This is a genomic window from Burkholderia sp. AU33423, assembly GCF_002223135.1.
Taxonomy (GTDB): Bacteria; Pseudomonadota; Gammaproteobacteria; order Burkholderiales; family Burkholderiaceae; genus Burkholderia; species Burkholderia lata_D.
Genome location: NZ_NKFH01000007.1, coordinates 357,729 through 377,713, shown reverse-complemented (window position 1 = coordinate 377,713; position 19,985 = coordinate 357,729). Strand labels below are relative to the sequence as shown.

Here is a 19,985-nt window from a genome sequence, read left to right as displayed (position 1 = left end):
GCCGCCGGGCGCGCGTCATACGGACGACGACACCGCAGCGGCGGCTTCGGACATCACGACTTCTCGAGCAGCACGTAGAACTTCTTCGCGTCCTCGATCGTCTCCCAGCGGCCCGCGAAGCCGGCCGGCAGCAGGTAGCCCTGGCCCGGCGTGAATTCCTTGCGGTTGCCTTCGACGTCGGTCAGCGCGATCCGGCCCTCGACGAGCCACACGGCTTCATCGGCCGCGGTTTCCGGAAACTCAACCGAACCGACTTTCCCTTCCCACCAGCCGATGATGTAGTTGCCGCTCTTGCCTTCCGCCGCGCGCCAGTCGCTTTCGTCCATGCCGAAGTCGAGCTTCGTGAATTCGCCGATGCCTGCGCCGAGCGGCAGGATGTCCTTGATCAGTTTGGTCATGTGAATCTTTCGTCTCTCGATTGAAAAAAGCAGAGACAAAGTTACTCATTTACACTGCCCCGGTATGCCCCCCTCCGGGGGGGACAAGCGGTGTTTTCCGGGGCGAACGGGTCGGCAGGACAACCGACGGTGTTTCCCCCTAAAGACGTTTTTCGTTGTGACCGCTACAATCGCGCCGCTTTTCACCCGGGGAACCGCATGCTGCTCAACGTGAACCCCTTCCACCGCGACAACGACCGCTTCAACGTGTCGTTCAAGGCGCTGGGCGAGCTGATCGAAACGGTCGGCACGCCGCACTTCGTGCCGCGCCTCACGCAGTTGCTCAACGAAGTCGTGCCGCTCGACGTCGCGCACGTCGAACGTTCGCGCGTCGACGGCTCGATGCCCACCGGCTATCGATGCGAATGGATCGGTAGCAGCGGCATCGATACCGAATCCACCGAAATCTCCGACGTGATGACGCTCTACTACGAGCGCTTTCTCGACAGCGACCCGTTGTTCGCGGGGCTGCGCGGCAAGACGGGCACGATGCTGGTGGTGCGCGACATCGCGGCGATCCCGCCCGGCGAATTCCGCCAGCGGCTGTTCGACGACGTGCATATCGGGCACGAATGCGTGCTCGCCCGCGGCACACGCTATTCGCAGCATTCGATCGCGCTGGAGCGCGGCCGCGACCGGCCGCCGTTCACGCTCGCCGAGATGAACCGCTTTCGCAGCATCAGCGACGTGCTGTTCCCGTTGCTCGAACTGCATGCGTCGACGACGGCCGCGCGGCGCGTCGCGCACCCGACGCCCGACGTCCATCCGCTCGCGCAATTCGATGCGAGGATCGCGGCCGACGGCGTGAAGCTGTCGAAGCGCGAATACGAAACCTGCAAGCACCTGCTCTCCGGCAAGACCGTGCCGGAGACGGCCGGGATCCTCGGCGTGCGCGTCGCGTCGGCCGAGTCGTACGTGAAGCGCGCGTTCGCGAAGCTCGGCGTGCGCACGAAGCGCGAGCTCGCCGCGTGGGGTTCGGCCACCACCGCATTTCCTTCCGCCGGCTCGCGCGACGGCGCCGCGCCGCCGGACATCCCACGCTGATACACCCGGCCGCACCGTGCGGCCCCGTTCGGTTGCGCCGCGTCGATGCGGCGGCGCCACTTGCATCGAAGTCCGTCGATGTAAACGTTGCGACTTCAAAATCTTCGCGCGGGCGTTCTCCTCTACCATCGGCCGATCGCTTGACCTCAAAAAAAGGAGACGGCCCATGCCCCGCGAACTGAATCAACCGATGGGCGGCAACGACATGCCGCGCTTTGGCGGCATCGCCACGATGATGCGGCTGCCGCAAGCCGCCACGACCGACGGCCTCGACGTGTGCTTCGTCGGCGTGCCGCTCGACCTCGGCACGTCGAACCGCTCGGGCTCGCGCTTCGGCCCGCGCCAGATCCGCACCGAATCCGTGCTGCTGCGCCCGTACAACATGGCCACGCGCGCGGCGCCGTTCGATTCGCTGCAGGTGGCCGACATCGGCGACGTCGCGACCAACCCGTACGACCTGAAGGACTCGGTGCGCCGCATCGAAGAAGCGTACGACGAGATCGTCGCGAACGGCTGCCGGCCGATCACGCTCGGCGGCGACCACACGATCGCGTGGCCGATCCTACGCGCACTGCATAAAAAGTACGGCAAGGTCGCGGTCGTGCACGTCGACGCGCACGCGGACGTGAACGACACGATGTTCGGCGAGAAGATCGCGCACGGCACGCCGTTCCGCCGCGCGGTGGAAGACGGCCTGCTGCAATGCGACAAGGTCACGCAGATCGGCCTGCGCGGCACCGGCTACCACGCGGACGATTTCGACTGGTGCCGCCAGCAGGGCTTCACGGTCGTGCAAGCGGAAGCGTGCTGGAACAAGTCGCTCGCGCCGCTGATGGCGCAGGTGCGCGAACGCGTCGGCGACACGCCGGTCTACCTGAGCTTCGACATCGACGGACTCGATCCGTCGTTCGCGCCCGGCACCGGCACGCCCGAAATCGGCGGCCTCACCGTGCAGCAGGGCCTCGAGATCGTGCGCGGGATGAAGGGCCTGAATATCGTCGGCGCGGACCTCGTCGAAGTCGCGCCGCCGTACGATCCGACCGGCACCACCGCGCTCACCGGCGCGAACCTCGCGTTCGAGATGCTCTGCGTGATGCCGGGCGTCGCCTACCGCTAACCCGACCGACAGGATGACCAGCATGTCCACCGCCGAGCTTTCCCGTTCCACCGCCACGTTCGTGCTGCCCGCGGCGCACATCGCCGGCCAGCCCGTGCGCACGCCTGCCGACGCGCCCGGCGCGCCGATCTTCGACGCGTCGACCGGTGCCGCGATCGGCTGGCAGGAATTCGCGACGGCCGCGCACGTCGACGCGGCAGTGCGCGCCGCGCGCGACGCGTTCGCCGCCTGGCGCGATACGCCGCCCGCCGAGCGCGGCCGGATTCTCGCCAAGATCGCCGAACGCGTCGAAGCATCGCGCGATCGCCTGGCGGCGCTGCAGATGCAGGTGAGCGGCAAGCCGCCGTTTGAAGCCGAGGCCGATGTCGGCGACGTCGCCGCGACGTTCGCGTACTACGCGACGCTGTGCGAGGACCCGGCGCTGTTCGCGGCCGAACCGGTCGCACTGCCGAGCGACGCCGTCACGGCCGAACGCTTCTACGACTCCGTCGGCGTCGCGGCGCTCGTCATGCCGTGGAACTTCCCGATGGTCACGACCGCGTGGAAGCTCGCGCCCGCGCTCGCCGCCGGCTGCGCGGTCGTGCTGAAGCCGTCCGAACTCACGTCGCCCACCGAACACGCGCTGCTCGACATCGTCGCCGAAGCCGGCGTGCCGGCCGGCGTCGTCAACGTCGTGAACGGCGGCGCCGACGTCGGCGCGGCGCTGACCGCGCATCCGCTGATCGACAAGATCTCGTTTACCGGCAGCACCGCGGCCGGCCGCAAGGTCATGCAGGCCGCGGCCGTCGACATGAAGCGCGTGACGCTCGAACTCGGCGGCAAGTCGTCGCTGATCGTGCGCGACGACGCCGACCTCGACGTCGCTGTGTCGCTCGCGGTCGCGGGCGCCTTCACGAACGCGGGCCAGATGTGCTCGGCTACCGCGCGCATCCTCGTGCACGACAGCGTGTACCGCAGCTTCATGGCCGCGTTCGAGACCGCCGTGCGCGCGCTCGTCGTCGCGCCGCCGGCCGCGGAACAGGTCGCGATGGGGCCGCTGATCTCCGCCGCGCAGCGTACGCGCGTCGAAGCGATGCTCCAGCAAGGCATCGATGCGGGCGCACGCGTCGCCTTTAGCGGCCGGATGGCGGATGCCGGCGGCGACGGCTTCTTCATGGCGCCTGTCGTGATCGCCGAGCCAGCCGCCGACAACCCGCTGTGGACCGACGAAGTGTTCGGCCCCGTCGCGTGCGTGAAATCGTTCCGCACCGACGACGAAGCGATCGCGCTCGCGAACGACACGCGCTACGGGCTCGTCGCGACCGTCGTGACGCGCGATGCGCAAATCGCGAAGCAATTCCAGCAGCGCGTGCGCGCGGGGCTCGTGTGGATCAACGCGCCGCAGCTCATCTACCCGCACGTGTGCTGGGGCGGGTTCGGGCTCAGCGGGATCGGGCGCGAACTCGGCGTGGCGGGGCTGCGCAGCTATCAGGAACTGCGCCACGCGATGCGCGCGATCGACTGATCAGTGGGGCCTTCGAGGCCGTTGGCGGCACCGTGTCTCGTGGCACGGTGCCTTTTTTTTAACTGATTTCCGGAAAGAGGCCCAGGCGGCACGCCAACCGGCGTTCGTCGGTCATGCGTCTGCACGGTGCGTGAGCAACGATCAATGCGAATGCACCGCAGCATGATCGTGCTCGCGCAACTGGCCAGGAATCGCACACGCCGCGAGCCCGCCCGCCTCGATCCACACGCGTGTGCGTTCCGCGGCCTTGTCGATCAGTTGCGCGCACTGCGAGTAGTCATAGGACGACACCTCGAGCGGACAGAGCGGCGGCACGACATGAATTTGCGCGCGGGTCCCGTATAGCTCCAGATCGCGCACCAGTTGCCGCGCGATCACGAGCGTCAGCGCGTGCGTCGCATGCGCGATCGGGCTGCGCGGCGGAACGCGCAACGCGCAGGCGAACCCGGCCGGCAGCACGACGATCCGCTTGGCGCCGAGCGCGATCGCAACCGAGATCGGCGTATTGTTCGCGACGCCGCCGTCGACGAGTTCCACGCCGTCGATGCTGACCGACGGAAACACGCCGGGAATCGCCGCGCTGGCCTGCACCGCATCCACGACCGAGCCGGCCGACAGCACGACTTCGCGGCCGCTCAGCACGTCGGTCGCGACGATGTGGAGCGGCAACGCTGCCTGCTCGATCCGGCGGTACGGCAGGTTCTTTTCCAGCAGCAGGCGCAGCGCGTCGGCCTCGACCAGATGCGGCCGGTTGCGCAGCAGCATCGCGAAGAGGCTGCGCATCGAGAACGGCATCACGTCCTGGCGGCGGATTTTGCACCACAGCGCTTCAAGCATCGCGACGCCGTCCGCATCCGGCCGGCCGGCGAAATAGGCGGCGTTGATCGCGCCCGCCGACGCGCCGATCACGCAATCGGGCCGTTCGCCGCTCGTGACCAGCTCGCGGAGCATGCCGACCTCGATCGCACCAAGACTGCCGCCGCCGGCGAACACGAAGGCGGTCGAAGGAATGGAATCGGACGTCACGGTGCGCCCTCCTGCGGTTGGCTGCGACGGTGGTTTCGTCATGATGAATCGTGCAGCGCTCCGGATGTCCTGCTGAAAACCCTGCCGGCACACGGATACAGCCGGTCGGCCGACGATGGACGAAACGGCCGGCGCCCGGACCACCGTGCTGCCGGCGGCGGTCACGCGGCAGCATCAGGCGCACGCGCGTTCACGCACGCGGGCCGGATGTGCGCGGCCACCGCGTATATCCCCGTGCCCGACAGCGCGCACCTCAGCTTCATGGCCGCGTTCGGAACGGCCGTGAGCGACATCGACTGACCAGTCAGCCGCTCAAGCCGTTGACGGCACCGTGTCTCATCGACGGTGCCGTCTTTTTCTGCGCATTCGATATATTCCGTAGAATATATCGATACCTGCACTTCCGGAGACTCACCATGCCCCGCACGCCGACGGATCGCGTCTCGCAGCGCGCCGCACGGGAACAGCCGCTCGCGCGCAAGATCCGCGCGCTCAGGCCGCTGTCGAGCGACGCGCGCGCGCAGCAGGTCACGGACGTCGTCGACGCGTTCCGGCGCCTGCGCGGCAGCGTCGTGCGTTTCATCCGGTTGTTCTCGGCCGCGCATGCCGACGACACGCCGGACGATGCGCTGTCCGCGATGGGCTTTCGCGACCTGCTGTCGACGCTCGAAGACCATGCTCGCGCCGCCCGCTTCACGCGCCTGCCCGAACTCGAACGGGTGATCGGCCACGCACGCCGACTCGAACGCACACGCGACGACGTGTTTTCGGACTCGTTCAGCAACGACCCGGCCGCGATGCGCGACGCGGTCGCCGCACTGGAGCGCGTCGACCTGCTGTTCGTCGGGCTGTGCGTCGAGTACGTGATGGCGCGTCATGCGCCGGCATCGCTCCCCGTTTCGCCCGAGGCCCCGTCCGCACGATCGCTCACCGACCATTCAACTGCGCTCTGCTGACCGTGCCACACCGCGTTGCTCCGTGACTTCCCCTGAATTTCATGCGTTATATTCCGTGGTATATTTCGCAGATCTTTCGCGCATCCGTCTCCGGCCCGACCATGCCGGACAGAGGTCAACATGCACGCTCCGCCCTTTCGCCTTGCCCGCACGGTGGATCTCTCGACGCCCGGCGGTAACCTGCCCGCGGCAACCGGCACGCGGATCGACGCTTGCTGCGCGCCGTCGCACGCGCAACTGACTGAGCTGAAGCGCCGCGCGCGCCTGTCCGAGCTCGATGCGAACCTGCACTGCTCGATCATCGGCACCTGCCTGACCACGCACGAACTGCGCAAGCTCGTGCCGAAGTTCACCGACCTCGACCGCCAGCGCGCGACCGACCTCGAGATCCATCACGCGGCCGTCGAACTCGCCATTGACGGCACGGCCGGCGCAAAGGCCTTGCACAAGGCGCTCGACGAGCGCTACGCCGGTGCGATCCGCGCGTTCGACAGCGCGAAGGATGCGGATGAACTCCTCGCGCGCTGGAAGGAAGCGCTGAAGAGCGGCGATATTCCGCCCGCGTACTGGGCGCTGATGACGCATCCGCGCACGACGATGGGCGTACGCCAGGCCGCGTTCGGCGACCTGCACATGCTGTCGCACCTGGTCGGCGCGGCCAATCGCGCCGATATCCGGCGGCTGGTCGCGCTGGAGGAAGAGAATGCGGCGCTGCACGCGAAGATCGAACGGCAGCAGGCGCGCCTGCACGAAATGAGCGCGCAGCGCGATGCGGCGCTGCAGGAACGCGATGCCCTCGCCGCGCGCCAGAACGCGCAGCCGCTGGCGGCGGAAAGCGTGCTGCGCGACGAAGTGCACGAACTGCGCGAAGCGCTGGCCGCGCGCGACGAACGGCTCGCGCTGCACACGAGCCGGCGCGAGGCGGCCGAGCAGCGGATCGCCGCGGAACAGGCGAGCGCCCGCGCGATGCGCGCGCGGCTCGACGACCTGATGGCGATGGTGAAGACGCTGCGCGCCGAAGCGAGCGCGATCGAACAGGCGGTGCAGGCGTCCGCGGACGATCCGGCCGAACGCGCGGCCGATCCACTGTCGATCCTTCAGGGTACGCGTCTGGTGTACGTCGGCGGACGTCCGGGCTCGAATCGCGCGATCAAGCGGATCGTCGAAACGGCGGGTGGCGAGGTGACGCTGCACGACGGCGGCATCGAGGATCGCAAGGGCCTGCTGGCGGCAGCGCTACCGGGCGCGCGGATGGTCGTGTTCCCGGTGGACTGTATCGACCACGATTCGATGAACCTGCTCAAGCGCATCTGCGAACGCCACCACATCGCGTACTACCCGCTGCGGACGGCGAGCGTCGCCAGTTTCGTCGAGCTGATCGGGCGGCTCGATGCGCAGGCGCGCGATGTGATGGCACCGGATACCACCACGGGCGACGTGTCGCGCTTCTGCCTGCGGCACGGCTAGCGCCTGATTCGTTTCGCCGCATACGTTGCACGCGGCCCTTCAGCGGGCCGATGAAAGCCCGTTGTCAGCGTAAGCGTACCTTCAGCGCCGGACCATTTTCGTGAGCGCTGCGATGTCGTCGGCGCAAGCCGCGTAAGCCTGCTCCTCGATCCCGCGATAGAGCCGGATGATCTCTTCGCCGACCGGCGTGAGCACACTGCCGCCGCCGCTCTGCCCGCCATGTTCGGACACCGTCGCCGGCGATTTCAGCGAGCGGTTCAGTTCGTCCATCAGCAACCACGCACGCCGGTACGACATATTCAGGCTGCGTGCCGCCGCCGAAATCGAACCGTGCTCGCGCACGGCTTCGAGCAGCGCGACCTTGCCCGGCCCGAGCGCGATCGTGTCGGCTTGCTGGATACGCATCCTGAACCGCACCTCAGGCTTGGGGTGTGCCGGTGTCTTCATGTTGTCCCGCCCTTTGAACGATGCGGGCAAGCATACACGATGGCCGGTGCGGCGCGCCGGCCAGCCGCTTCACGTGGCGTGGCGCGGCGCGGGCAGGAGGTCGGCGCCCGAGAACAGCAGCGGCCGCCGGTGGGCAAGCCTGCGTTGTATGGTCGGGTGCCACCAATTATGAAAAATGCGTCGTTGAAGTTGAGGCGATTTTTTCAGCAAGCGTGGCATCGAACAACCAGCACGTGCCAACGAAAATGAAATATTCGTCCCGCGCTGCCGCAGTAAGTGAAAAAACGGTTGTGTTCCCATCGGCGCGCGTGGAGTCGATTGACCACGTCGCCACTTTGTTCATCAGACGACGAAACGCCCGGATCCGCCGCTCATGTCAGTTGTCGTGGTCATTTCTCAATGAATTCTTGTCCAATAACCCGTCAGACGCGTCGCGGCAGGAGCACCAGGTCGGCCGCTTCCTCGGCATCTTTGAGGAGCATCTTGCGCGGCACGCCTAGCTGCGCACGCATGGTTAGCCCACGCGCTAAATCCGTGACTTGGGTTGCGCGCGCGGCGACGGGAAAGTCGGATGGGATTTCTCCCGCGATGATTGCGTCCCGGAAACGACCTTCCACCAGCGCGGCGCCGCCAGCGGCCGCGTTTTGCAGGAACTGCCGGACCTCGGGGTCGTCCACGAGCGGCGCGACGCAGATCAGAAGGCAGCCACGGGCGGACCCTTTCTCGGTCGCACTTTCGACGGCGTACCTCAGAAAGCTCGTGATCGAGTCGCGAAGACTCAGTGGTGAGAGGAGTGTCTTCGCGGCTGATGCACCTTTCCGTTCCGCGTACGCCTTAAGGACCCGCAAGAATATCGCCCGCTTGTCCCCAAAGACAGCATACAGGCTGGGCCGTCCCACACCCATCCCGGCGACGAGATCGTCAATCGTCACTCCGTCGTAGCCTTTCGACCAGAACACCTGAGTTGCCTTTTCCAGCGCCCCCGTCTCGTCGAAGCTGCGCGGTCGGCCCCTCGGCCTGGCAGTATTTTGAATCATTTAGTTCAAAACTCCTTGACACTCGTCATCGCGCAAATATATAACTGAATAGTTCTAAATTAGCAAGTCGTCCGTGGCCTCACGACTCGACCTTCCCCCTTTCCCCCTTCAACACTGAGACGCCCATGGAACATTCGATCGTGCTCGTCACCGGTGCCACCTCCGGGCTCGGTTATGCGGCTGCCCGCACACTTGCCGGAGAGGGCTGGCGTGAGATCATCGTCACTGGCCGTAGCCTGGCTCGAGCCCAGGAAACGGCCGCTCAACTCGCAACGGAAGCTAAAAGACAGGTCTTCACACCGCTGGAACTGGAGTTGGACACGCCAGCCAGCGTCCAGTCCGCGCTCGCCGAACTCGTCAAGCGAGGTCGGCCGATCGATTTCCTGCTGCTCAATGCAGGGATGGTTCCTGGCAAGGCGCGCGTGATCACCGCGGAGGGCGTCGAGGCTTCTCAGGCCCCGCTCATCGGTCATCATCAATTGACTGTCGGGTTGCTCCGCGCCAACCTGCTGAGCCCCAACGCACGGATTGTCATCACCAGCGCGGAGCCTGCCCGAGGGGGCGCACCCATGTTCAAATACACCGACGTGGACGCACTCGCTGCCAAATACCACCAGGGCGACCTGACCGCTGCCATGGAAGCCCTGATTCGCAACGGGCCGAACGTGAAGTACGTGCCCAACAATGCGTATGCCGACGCGAAGCTCCTCGTCGCCTGGTGGGTCGCAGCGCTGGCGCGGCGGCTACCCTCTGGCATGGGCGTGTACGCCGTCTCCCCCGGTGCGGCGACTGCGACCAACGTTTCGCGACAAGCTAGCCTGGCCGTGAAGTATCTGTTTATCCCGATCGCGAACCTCATTCCCGGCATGAATCAGACGCCGGAGACGGCAGCGGGCCGGTATATCCAGGCTTCGAAGTTCGGAACCGAGGTCTCAGGGCAATTCTTCGCCTCCGCTCAAGGGAAGTCCTCAGGCCCGATTGAGGCGCAGCGACACCCACACCTCCTCGATGGCGCGAATCAAGAAGCCGCGTGGCAGGCCGTCGTCAACGTCTCTGGCGTCAACTGGTCGTACGCGGAATCCTTACGCGCGCTGTCCTGAAGGCGCGCCGGTCGCGCGAAATGGTCGCAGTTGCCAGAATCAGCGGGCGATTGCGTAGTGACATGATCGCCCACGGGCCATACGGTATTTTTAAATAAATCTACGCCAGCACGATGTGCTTGATGGCCTTCTTGAGGCTCTTGAAGCTGTCGACCGATTCCGCCTTCGGGTCCGTCACCAGTGTGCCGATCCGCGCCGGCTCGCAGAAGCTGATCCGGCTGTTCGTGCCGAGCTTGCTGAAATCGGCGAGGATCGCGACGTTCGCCGCGTTGCTGACCATCGCGCGCGCCACTTCGGTTTCCATCCGGTCGTAGTTGGTCGCGCCACGCACGGCATCGACGCCGACCGGCGACAGCAGCGCGAGATCGGCGCGGTAGCGGAAGATTTCGGCGACCGTGCCGTCGCCGACGGTCGCGGCCGCGCGGCTGCCGATCATCCCGCCGAGCAGGATCGTTTCGTTGTTCGCCTGCGCCGGGTCGCTCGACCGCATCTTCAGCGCCACGTCGATCGAATTCGTGACGATCGTGAGGCCCGACAGCTTCGCCAGTTCCTCGGCCAGCAGCGTCGTGGTCGTGCCCGCGTCGATGAACAGCGTCTGCGAGCCCGTGACCAGCCTGGCCGCCGCGCGGGCGATCGCCAGCTTCGCCTTCACGTGCGTCTGCGCGCGTTCGGCGATCGGCGCTTCGTCGCCCACCTGCACCGCACCGCCGTGTACGCGCTTCAGTTCACCGAGCGCCTCGAGGTCGACGAGATCGCGCCGCACGGTTTCCCGCGACACGTTCAGGTCGGCCATGATCCGGTCGGTGGAAACGCGCTGCATCTTCGATAACAGAAGCCGGATCCTCTGGTATCGCTCTTCTTGCCACATGGAATGTCCTCGAAATGAACGCCAATGTTATTCGAACGGCGGACTAGGCAGCGCTCTCCTCCATCTTTTTGATGCCGACGAGGGTCTGCAGGGATTGACGGACCGCCTGGAACTCGCGGCTCGTCATCTTCGAAAACACCACGTGGATGCGGTCGTCGTCCGGCGCGGCGTCGTCCTGTTCGATGATGAACTGGACGATGCGCGCCTGGTCGATGCCGGGCATCGCCTGCAGCGACGTCAGCTTCACCGCGCCGCGGCGCGCGAGGATGCGCACGCCCCAACGCTGCCGCGCGGCGAAGAAGCGCTTCTCGATCGGCTTCAGGCCGGCCAGGATCGCGAGCACGATCGCCGTCGCGGAGATCGCGGCGACATACATGCCGCCGCCCACGGCCAGCCCGACCGCCGCCACGACCCACAGGCTCGCCGCGGTCGTAAGGCCGCGGATGATCTCGCCGCGCAGCATGATCGAACCGGCGCCGAGGAAGCCGATGCCCGACACCACCTGCGCGGCGACGCGCGACGGGTCCAGCGACACGTTCTTCGCGTTCTGGATATCCGCGAAGCCGAACGCCGACACGACCATCACGAGCGCGGCGCCCACGGCCACCAGCATGTGCGTGCGCAATCCGGCCGCCCACGACAGGCGCTCGCGCTCGATGCCGACGATGCTGCCGAGCAATGCCGCCAGCAACAGGCGGGACACGATTTCCAGCTGACTGATCATGCGAGGTCTCCTTGCTTTGCCTGGTCTACCTGATGAAGCACGGCCCACCGGGGCCGTCGCCCGATTCTTCCTGCCCTCGCCCGCCCGTCGCCAACCTCGGCAACCGGCAAGTTGTATTTTTGTGCGATCTTGCGATTTTGTGCGTTCTAATATACGGTACGCAAAACTACAAAGCCAGACCCAAGTTCGCTTGTTTCATCCGATCAGCACGATCAATCGTCAGACCATTCAGGCAACACGATCCGGAACACTTGCTTAGGATACCCACATGATGAAGAAGGCATGGATGCTGGCCGCAACACTGCTGGCGGCGCTGGCGACAGCCCCCGGTCACGCGTCGGAAGGCGACGTCTGCAAGAAGGTGACGCTCGGCGATGTCGGCTGGAGCGACATCGCCGCCACTACCGGCGTCGCGATGATGCTGCTCGACGGGCTCGGCTATGAGGCGACCAAGACGATCGCGTCGCCGCCGATCGTGCTGGCCGGCGTGAAGAAGGCACAGATCGACGCGTTCCTCGGCTACTGGGATCCGAGCATGACGCCGACGGTCAAGCCGTTCGTCGATGCCGGCGCCGTCCACCAGCTGCCTCAGCCGAACCTGATCGGCGCGCGCTACACGCTGGCCGTGCCGCAATACGCGTCGGACAAGGGCCTCAAGAGTTTTGCCGACATTGCCAAGTTCCGCGACCAGCTCGACGGCAAGATCTACGGGATCGGCGCCGGCAACAACGGCAACGCGCTGATCCAGCGGATGATCGACAAGAACGAGTTCGGGCTCGGCGGCTTCAAGCTGGTCGAATCGAGCGAGGCCGGGATGCTCGTGCAGGTGACGCGCGCAGTGCAGGAGCACCGGATGATCGTGTTCCTTGGATGGGAGCCGCATCCGATGAACATCAACTACAAGATCGCCTATCTCGACGGCGGCGACGGCGTGTTCGGCCCGAACTACGGCTCGGCGAAGGTCTATACGCTCGTCACGCCCGGCTATCTCGAACGCTGCCCGAACGTCGGCCGGCTGCTGACCAACCTGAAATTCACGACCGACGAAGAGAACGAGCTGATGGTGCCGATCATGAATCACGCCGATCCGGTCGTCGTGGCAAAGGAATGGGCGAAGAAGAACCCCGGCGTGCTGTCGAAGTGGCTCGACGGTGTCACGACCATCGACGGCAAGAACGCGAAGGATGCGATCGAGAAGCGCATCGGCACATGAGCACGCAACACAAGGCCCCCCCCATGCACAAGAATCTCGCGCTGTTCGACCTCGACCACACGCTGCTGCCGCTCGACAGCGACCAGGCCTGGAGCCGCTTCATCACGCGGGTCGGCTGGCGGGAAGACGACGCGCACGTGGCGCTGATCGACGAGCACTACGGTCACTATGCGGCCGGCACGCTCGACATGGACGCGTATCTCGCCGTGACGCTCGCGCCGCTCACCCGCTATCCGCGCAAGGTGCTCGAACGCTGGCATGCGCGGTTCATGGACGAAGTGATCCGCCCGGCGATCACGCCGCAGGCGCGCGAGCTGGTCGACCGCCATCGCGAAAACGGCGATCTCTGCTGCATCGTGACGGCGACCAACGTGTTCGTCACGCGGCCGATCGCGGCGGAATTCGGTATAGAACACCTGCTCGGCATCGAACTCGATACCGACGACGGCACGCCTGACGGTGCGTTCACCGGGCGCAGCACGGGCGTGCCGAGCTTCCGCGAAGGAAAGATCGTGCGCACCACCGAGTGGCTGGCATCACTCGGCTACGCGCCGTCCGATTTTGAGCGCACCTACTTCTACAGCGACTCGATAAACGACGTGCCGCTGCTGGATTACGTCACGCATCCGGTCGCCACCAATCCCGACTCGAAGCTGTTGCACGTGGCAGGCACGCGCGGGTGGCCTGTCATGAAGTTGTTCTGATTCGGGCGTTATTCTCTGCTGTCCATTTTTCATGTCTGGAGGGGTAATGAAATACGGAGCAAGCAGCAACAGTCTCGATCATTCAGGAATCCGACTCGAATCGGATCGAAAGCCTGTCGTCAACTCGCGTCAGTCGGAAAGCCGCTTTCCGCACTGGCGCGGCGTTTTCATGATCGCACTCCTGTGCACGCTGGCCGCTTGCGGCGACGGCGACTCGGGAACGGCGGCCAGCATGGCGGCCGCGCGCGCGGCCGCACCGGGCTCGGCGTCCACGCCCGTCCTGCACTGCGCGAGCGCGTGCCACTGACCGACGCCGGCCCCCGGGCCAGCCATCCAAGACAGAGAGCGATCATGCAAAACAAACCCACAACACGACGTCAATTCATCGCCGATGCGCTGAAGCTCGCCGGCGCCACCGCGATCACGGGCATGCTGCCCGAAAGCATCGCACGCGCGCAGGCCATTCCGGCCGCCACCGTAACCGGCACGATTCAGGACGTGAAGCACGTCGTGATCCTGATGCAGGAAAACCGCTCGTTCGACCACTACCTCGGCACGCTGGGCGGTGCACGCGGCTTCGGCGATCCGCGGCCGGTCGTGATTTCGAGCGGGTATCCGGTGTGGCGCCAGCCCTGGATGCTGTCCTACGTGTTCCCGTTCAACCCGTCCTCGCCATCCGGCACGGCGAACGGCGACACCTACTACGGCGACCTCCCTCACGACTGGGGCACCACGCACAGCGCCTGGAACAACGGCCGCTATGACAACTGGACCGCCGCGAAGACCAGCGGCACGATGTACTACTTCACGCAGAACGACATTCCGTTCTACTACGCGCTGGCGAGCGCATTCACGGTGTGCGACGCCTACCACTGCTCGATGCTCGGCCCGACGGACCCGAACCGCCTGTATCTGTGGACCGGGTGCTGCGGCAACGTCACCGGCTATTCGCCGTACACGACCAACACGATGACGGGCACCGGCTGGACCACGATGCCGGAGCGCCTGAACACGGCCGGCGTCACGTGGAAGTTCTACCAGGACAAGGGCAACGGCCTGGATGCCGGCCATGGCTACGGCGAATACAACGGCTCGAAAAGCGATCTCTGGTGGAACGGCAATTACGGCGACAACGTCATCCTGAACTTCAAGCAGTACCAGAACCTCGGTGCAAGCGATCCGCTCGCGCCGGCGCTCAACGGCACGCAGATCGACCCGTCGGGCGGCGGCAAGGAATACGACACGAACCTCTTCAGCCAGTTGCGGGCCGACGTCGCCAACGGCACGCTGCCGCAGGTGTCGTGGATCGCCGCGCCCTACGCCTACTCCGAACATCCGTCGTGGGCCGCGAGCGGCGGCGAATGGTACGTGAGCAACGTCCTCAATGCGCTGACGTCGAATCCGGCGGTGTGGGCCAGCACGGTGCTGCTCGTCATGTACGACGAGAACGATGGCCTGTTCGATCACATGCCGCCGGCCGTCCCGGCCAGCGCCGCTGCCGGCACCGGCCAGTCGACGGTCTCGACGGCCGCCGAATTCGTCTCCGGCAGCGGCGCCGCATCGGACGGCTCGGCCAGCGGCGACGTACCGATCGGGCTCGGCCCGCGCGTGCCGATGTTCGTGATCTCGCCGTGGTCGAAGGGCGGCAAGGTCAACTCGCAGGTGTTCGATCACACCTCGGTGATCCGCTTTCTGGAAGCGCGCTTCGGGCTGCAGGAAACCAACATCACGCCGTGGCGGCGCACGGTGTGCGGCGACCTGACGTCGGCTTTCGATTTCTCGAACGCCGACCAGACCGTTCCCGCGATCCAGCCGCCGGTGAGCAACATGAACCCGAACGGCCCGGCCGTCCTGATCCCCTATCCGACCACCACCGCGGTGCCGGCACAGGCGGCCGGCCGCAGCACGGCCTGCCGCCTGCCCTACGAGTTCTTCGTGCAAGGCAGGGTCAACCGCGCCGGCCGTGCGCTCGCGCTGACGATGACCAACACCGGCACCGCGGGCGTGCACCTGCAGGCGTGGGTCGACGGCACGAGCACGATCCCCCGCCATTACACGATCGCGGCCGGCGCGAGCCCGTGCGCGACGCTGTCCGATTCGCTCGCGCTGAATAGCGGCGGCGGCTACGACTATTCGGTCTACGGGCCGAACGGTTTCCTGCAGACGTTCCGCGGCAGCATCGGTTCGTCCGGCAACACGGGATCGACCGCCGAAATCAGCCTGTGCTACGACGTGGCGAACGGCAACGTGCAGATCACGCTCGACAACTCGGCGGGGTCCGGCGCGACGACGTTCCAGCTCACCGACAACGCGTACGGGATGAACACGAGGCAGTCGTACACCGTCGCCGCCGGCGCGACGCAAGCCGTCACGTGGTACGGCGACGGCGGCTGGTACGACGCCAGCATCCGCGACGCGAACGATCCGAACTTCCTGCGCCGGGTGGCCGGCTGCGTGCAAACGCAATCCGGCACGCTGCTCACGGATTCGGCGATCGGCAATACCAGCAAGAAGTTCGTCGCGTCGCTCGCGGCGCAGGGCTCGACGTTCGGCACGCTGCGGTTCGACTACGTCGCGCCGCCGTGGAGCCACAGCCCGAAGAACTGGGTGGGCATCTTTGCGCATGGCGCGCAGCCGACCAAGGGCAGCTACAAGTCGTGGGCGTACCTGCCGAAGAACTGCGGCTCGCTGCTGTTCTCATCCACGGCCAACAGTTCGCTGGCGTCGGGTCAGTACGATGCGTGGTACCTGTTCGACGACGGCTACACGCCGCTCGCGGGCCCCGTCACGATCAACATTTGACGGTATGACCAGCCGGGATCGGCCGCCCGCACGGGGCCGATACGCATTCGGGCGCGACGTACCCCGTCGCGCCCGAATGCTTTTCCAGCCACGCGGCACGCGCTAGACGAGCAGATCCTCGTGGAACGCGCCGAACGGCCGTGTCGGATGTCAGAACTTGTGACGCAGGCCGATCCGCGTGACGAACTGCGTGTTCGCGCCCGCGTTGCCGATGAACGACCCCGACGAGCCGATCTCGGCCTGCACCGGCACCACGCGGCCGTTGATCGTGTTGCTGCCCGACGCCTTCTGGTAGGCCGCGCTCACATAGACGTCCGTGCGCTTCGACAGCGCGTAGTCGACCGCGGCGTTGACCTGGTGCCACTTGCCGTCGAAGCGGCCGTCGAGCTTCGAGAACGTATAGCCGAGACCGCCGCTCAGGGCCGGCGTGAACGCATAGCGGCCGCCGATTTCGTAGTTGTTCAGCTTCGACGTTTCGCCCGACAGCGGCACGAACTTCGTGTGCGTCCAGTTCGCCCACACGAGGGCCGCCGCGATCGCATAGCGCGCGCCGACGCCAACCGTCTCGAGGTCGCGCAACCCTTGCGTGTTGATGTTCGCGATGCTCACGCCGAACGCGGGCTGCGCGCCGTTCGGGAAGCGGATGTTCGTGTACGCGGCGCCGATGCCGAACGGTCCTTGCGCGTAGTTCGCGCCGAAGCTGTACGCGCTCGACGAACCCTGCGAACCGTTCGCGCCGGTCGTGGTCGGCGTTCCCGCGAACTGCGTCGAGTTCGAGAAGCCGTACATCGCGCCGAACGTGAGGCCCGCGAAGTTCGCGCTCTGGAACTTCACCGCGTTGTTGATGCGGCTCGACGTCAGCTGGTCGAGATCATTGATGTGATACGCGTAGTTGCCGGCCGGCGTCTGGCTGCCCATCGAATAGTTCGCGCCGATGTAGTCGGTCGAGAACGAGTACTGGCGGCCGAACGTCAGCGAGCCGATCCCGTTCTTCGACAGACCGACGAATGCCTGGCGGCCGAAGATCGCGCCGCCCTGGCCGATCGAACCGTCGCCGCTGCTGAAGCCGTTCTCCAGCACGAACAGCGCCTTCAGCCCGCCGCCGAGATCCTCGGTGCCGCGGATGCCCCAGCGGCTGCCCGACGCGACGCCGTCCCCGTACCTGACGAGCTTGCCGTGCCCGCCCGTCGTCGCGACCTTGTTCGAATACGTGATACCCGCATCGATCAACCCGTAGAGCGTGACGCTGCTTTGTGCGTGCGCGGCGGTGCCGAACATCCCGAGTGCGGCCGCGGCCACGATGGTCTTTTTCATGCTCACTTCCTTTTTGTTGTTGACGCGCGCGCCTGCGTCGCTGCGTGACGCGCGGCGTGTTGACGAAGAACCGGCTGATGAACGAACGCAAGCCACCGGATCGCCGCACGCACCAACACCTCATGCGCGTGCACGATGTTCCGTTTCGATGCCAGTGTGGGCTTGCGGAAGCGGCATGCCGCGGGGCGGCCGCTCGTGTTGCAGCGTCGACCAGCGTGCACACCGGTTGCGCATGCCGCGACGACGCGTTGCTCCGACGATGCAGGTCAGCATCTCTTCCGGCTTTCGTGGAGCGGGTGGACGACGTGGTGCCTGACGACCCCACGATCTTCGATATATTTTGCGAAATATATCGAGTTGTCACGCAACCGTAAACAATTATTCGGGTTCCTGTCGTCTTTCATCCACATGCGATCGACGGCCATGCGGATCGAAGACACGACACACGACGGCCGTCATCGCAGCGATGCGAGTACAGGGCCAGTGCCGAAATCCAGCATAATCGGACGGTTGAACGAGCGCCTCAGCCGGTGCGCGAACCCCGCACACGTTTGCGCGACCGTCCCGTTCATCGCCTGACCGCGTTCCACCGCCACGGACGCAGCCGGTCTGTGCCGGTCTCGCGCGCGGCGAATTGTGCAGGTGCAAAAAGTCGAAGCAAGAACACACTCCATGCGGCGCATATCATGGCGCCGGCAATCGCATCACGGACACCACCACGCATCCCGCAGAAGACAGGACACCGACACATGGACCGAGCCGAGCACATCAGCATCGAACAGACGAGCGGGCTACCCGCCGACGAGCTGGACCGATGCGACTTCTCGTTCGACATCGCCTGGGAATTGAACGCGCCGTATCAGGACCTGCTCGATCTTCGCGCGCTGCCTGCACGCCGCAAAAACTACGGCTTCGATCCGGCCGGCTGGGCGGACGAGGCGTCCGCCAAGACGGCGCTCTTTCGCGCGACTGCCGGCGGCCGGCTCGCGGGGTTCGTGGCCATCGGCCAGAGCTGGAACGGGATGGCGGAGATCGCGGAGCTGGCCGTCGACCGCCAGTGCCGGCGGCAAGGCATCGGGCAGTTGCTGATGGCAACCGCCGAATCGTGGGCGCGCGGCCACGGGTTCGGCTTCATGCGGCTGGAAACGCAGTCGAACAACATCGCCGCGTGCAGCACGTATGCGCGCTCGGGCTTCGTGCTGGGCGGACACGATCGCCTGCTGTACGCGGACGACGAGAACGACGGCGAAGTGGCGCTGTTCTGGTACAAGGACCTGCGCGACGGGCAGACCGCGCGAATCCGCACGGTCGACCCGGAATCGGTGCGGCCGGTGCGCTGACGCACGGCTACCCCGCGCGTCTTTGCGACTCTACGTCCGCGTCGCCACGATGAACAGGCGCGGGAACGGCAGCAGCACGGTGCCGTCGGCAAGCGCCGGATAGCCGCCCGGGCCCGCGACCGCATCGCGATACTGCGCGAGAAACGCCGCGCGCTCGCCGTCGTCGAGCGCCGCGAGGAACGGCCGCAGCGCGCTGCCCTTGAACCACTCCACGACCGCGTCGGCACCGCCGCGCAGCGGGTGGTAGTAAGTCGTGCGCCACACGTCCACCCGCGAGCACAGCGGCGACAGCAGCGCGTGGTAGTAGCGCGCGTCGAACCGCTCGGTACGTGCCGCCCCCTTCAGCTTGTCCGCCCACGGGCCGGCCGCGGCGACCTCGCGCATCAGCCGGTGCGCGGGTTCGTCGAGGTTGTCGGGCATCTGCACCGCAAGATGACCGCCCGGCGCGAGCCGGCCGACAAGCGACGGAAACAGCGTGTCGTGCGCGGGCACCCATTGCAGCACTGCATTCGCGAGAATCAGGTCATAGCCGCCCGGATCGTCCCAGGTGGAGATATCCACGACATCGAAACGCAGGTCCGGCAGGCGCGTGCGCGCGGCGTCGATCATGTCCGCCGATGCATCGATCCCGTGGACTGTCGCGTCCGGTGCCCGTGCGATCAGCGCCTCGGTCGAATTGCCGGGCCCGCAGCCGAGGTCGATCGCGGTATGGATCGGCGTGTTCGGTACGGCGGCCAGCAGATCGCGGATCGGCCGCGTGCGTTCGTCCTCGAATTGCACGTACTGGGCGGCGTATCGATCGAGTGGGGTCGTCATGTCGTTTCTCCTGGTCGGCGAGGACGGCGTGGCCTTCCCTGCGCGTGGGACGCCGGTGGCCGTCGATGC

The 19,985-nt window shown here is 66.1% G+C and carries 19 protein-coding genes; 11 read left to right on the top strand and 8 right to left on the bottom strand.

Annotated features, from left to right (window positions below; all coding sequences use genetic code 11):
- Nucleotides 1-53 precede the first annotated feature (53 nt).
- Complete coding sequence (locus tag CFB50_RS20180) at nt 54-398, bottom strand: cupin domain-containing protein (protein ID WP_011356376.1); 345 nt, start codon at nt 396-398, stop codon at nt 54-56.
- 198 nt (nt 399-596) lie between these two features.
- On the opposite strand from CFB50_RS20180, the gene CFB50_RS20175 reads away from it, so the two are divergent.
- The 3 genes from CFB50_RS20175 (at nt 597) to CFB50_RS20165 (ending at nt 4,102) form a co-directional block, all read left to right on the top strand.
- The gene (locus tag CFB50_RS20175; protein WP_089446987.1) at nt 597-1,481 is read left to right on the top strand and encodes a helix-turn-helix transcriptional regulator; all 885 of its coding nucleotides are present in this window, start codon (nt 597-599) and stop codon (nt 1,479-1,481) included.
- 166 nt (nt 1,482-1,647) lie between these two features.
- A complete protein-coding gene (speB, locus tag CFB50_RS20170) occupies nt 1,648-2,598 on the top strand; it encodes an agmatinase (RefSeq protein WP_089446986.1) in 951 nt (316 codons plus the stop codon).
- Nucleotides 2,599-2,620: 22 nt separating this feature from the next.
- On the top strand, nt 2,621-4,102 hold the full coding sequence (locus CFB50_RS20165) for an aldehyde dehydrogenase family protein (RefSeq protein WP_089446985.1): 1,482 nt from the start codon (nt 2,621-2,623) through the stop codon (nt 4,100-4,102).
- A gap of 141 nt (nt 4,103-4,243) precedes the next feature.
- Here CFB50_RS20165 and CFB50_RS20160 read toward each other — a convergent pair whose 3' ends face one another.
- Nucleotides 4,244-5,128, bottom strand: a complete 885-nt coding sequence (locus CFB50_RS20160; RefSeq protein ID WP_089446984.1) for a patatin-like phospholipase family protein — start codon at nt 5,126-5,128, stop codon at nt 4,244-4,246.
- A 416-nt stretch (nt 5,129-5,544) separates the two neighbouring features.
- Here CFB50_RS20160 and CFB50_RS20155 point away from each other — a divergent pair, with 416 nt between their 5' ends.
- Both CFB50_RS20155 and CFB50_RS20150 read left to right on the top strand, forming a co-directional pair.
- Nucleotides 5,545-6,084, top strand: a complete 540-nt coding sequence (locus CFB50_RS20155; RefSeq protein WP_089446983.1) for a hypothetical protein — start codon at nt 5,545-5,547, stop codon at nt 6,082-6,084.
- A 120-nt stretch (nt 6,085-6,204) separates the two neighbouring features.
- Nucleotides 6,205-7,551, top strand: a complete 1,347-nt coding sequence (locus CFB50_RS20150; protein WP_089446982.1) for a DUF2325 domain-containing protein — start codon at nt 6,205-6,207, stop codon at nt 7,549-7,551.
- An 81-nt stretch (nt 7,552-7,632) separates the two neighbouring features.
- Here the strand turns inward: CFB50_RS20150 and CFB50_RS20145 are convergent, their stop codons facing one another.
- Together CFB50_RS20145 and CFB50_RS20140 are read right to left on the bottom strand one after the other, a co-directional pair.
- Complete coding sequence (locus CFB50_RS20145) at nt 7,633-7,956, bottom strand: winged helix-turn-helix domain-containing protein (RefSeq protein ID WP_089446981.1); 324 nt, start codon at nt 7,954-7,956, stop codon at nt 7,633-7,635.
- Between the two features lie 464 nt (nt 7,957-8,420).
- Nucleotides 8,421-9,035 carry a TetR/AcrR family transcriptional regulator gene (locus CFB50_RS20140; RefSeq protein WP_089446980.1) on the bottom strand — a complete coding sequence of 205 codons (615 nt, stop codon included), beginning with the start codon at nt 9,033-9,035 and terminating at the stop codon, nt 8,421-8,423.
- Nucleotides 9,036-9,160: 125 nt separating this feature from the next.
- Between CFB50_RS20140 and CFB50_RS20135 the strand changes: the two genes are divergently transcribed.
- Nucleotides 9,161-10,135 (top strand): SDR family NAD(P)-dependent oxidoreductase, encoded by a 975-nt coding sequence (locus tag CFB50_RS20135; protein ID WP_089446979.1) that lies wholly within the window; start codon nt 9,161-9,163, stop codon nt 10,133-10,135.
- A 100-nt stretch (nt 10,136-10,235) separates the two neighbouring features.
- Here the strand turns inward: CFB50_RS20135 and CFB50_RS20130 are convergent, their stop codons facing one another.
- Entirely contained in the window at nt 10,236-11,003 is a 768-nt protein-coding gene (locus tag CFB50_RS20130) for a DeoR/GlpR family DNA-binding transcription regulator (protein WP_069250643.1), read from the bottom strand.
- A 43-nt stretch (nt 11,004-11,046) separates the two neighbouring features.
- A complete protein-coding gene (locus tag CFB50_RS20125) occupies nt 11,047-11,727 on the bottom strand; it encodes an MgtC/SapB family protein (RefSeq protein WP_089446978.1) in 681 nt (226 codons plus the stop codon).
- Between the two features lie 268 nt (nt 11,728-11,995).
- Here CFB50_RS20125 and CFB50_RS20120 point away from each other — a divergent pair, with 268 nt between their 5' ends.
- The 4 genes from CFB50_RS20120 (at nt 11,996) to CFB50_RS20105 (ending at nt 16,446) form a co-directional block, all read left to right on the top strand.
- Entirely contained in the window at nt 11,996-12,940 is a 945-nt protein-coding gene (locus CFB50_RS20120; RefSeq protein WP_089446977.1) for a choline ABC transporter substrate-binding protein, read from the top strand.
- A 23-nt stretch (nt 12,941-12,963) separates the two neighbouring features.
- Complete coding sequence (locus tag CFB50_RS20115; RefSeq protein ID WP_089446976.1) at nt 12,964-13,644, top strand: HAD family hydrolase; 681 nt, start codon at nt 12,964-12,966, stop codon at nt 13,642-13,644.
- 169 nt (nt 13,645-13,813) lie between these two features.
- Nucleotides 13,814-13,951: a hypothetical protein gene (locus CFB50_RS40090; RefSeq protein ID WP_223274263.1), complete on the top strand. Its 138-nt coding sequence runs from the start codon at nt 13,814-13,816 to the stop codon at nt 13,949-13,951.
- A 44-nt stretch (nt 13,952-13,995) separates the two neighbouring features.
- Nucleotides 13,996-16,446 carry a phosphocholine-specific phospholipase C gene (locus CFB50_RS20105; RefSeq protein ID WP_089446974.1) on the top strand — a complete coding sequence of 817 codons (2,451 nt, stop codon included), beginning with the start codon at nt 13,996-13,998 and terminating at the stop codon, nt 16,444-16,446.
- A 150-nt stretch (nt 16,447-16,596) separates the two neighbouring features.
- On the opposite strand, the gene CFB50_RS20100 is transcribed toward CFB50_RS20105, so the two are convergent.
- Nucleotides 16,597-17,760, bottom strand: a complete 1,164-nt coding sequence (locus CFB50_RS20100; RefSeq protein WP_089446973.1) for a porin — start codon at nt 17,758-17,760, stop codon at nt 16,597-16,599.
- Nucleotides 17,761-18,509: 749 nt separating this feature from the next.
- Between CFB50_RS20100 and CFB50_RS20095 the strand changes: the two genes are divergently transcribed.
- Nucleotides 18,510-19,100 (top strand): GNAT family N-acetyltransferase, encoded by a 591-nt coding sequence (locus CFB50_RS20095; RefSeq protein WP_089446972.1) that lies wholly within the window; start codon nt 18,510-18,512, stop codon nt 19,098-19,100.
- Between the two features lie 30 nt (nt 19,101-19,130).
- On the opposite strand, the gene tam is transcribed toward CFB50_RS20095, so the two are convergent.
- On the bottom strand, nt 19,131-19,916 hold the full coding sequence (tam, locus tag CFB50_RS20090; RefSeq protein WP_089446971.1) for a trans-aconitate 2-methyltransferase: 786 nt from the start codon (nt 19,914-19,916) through the stop codon (nt 19,131-19,133).
- Between the last annotated feature and the right edge of the window lie 69 nt (nt 19,917-19,985).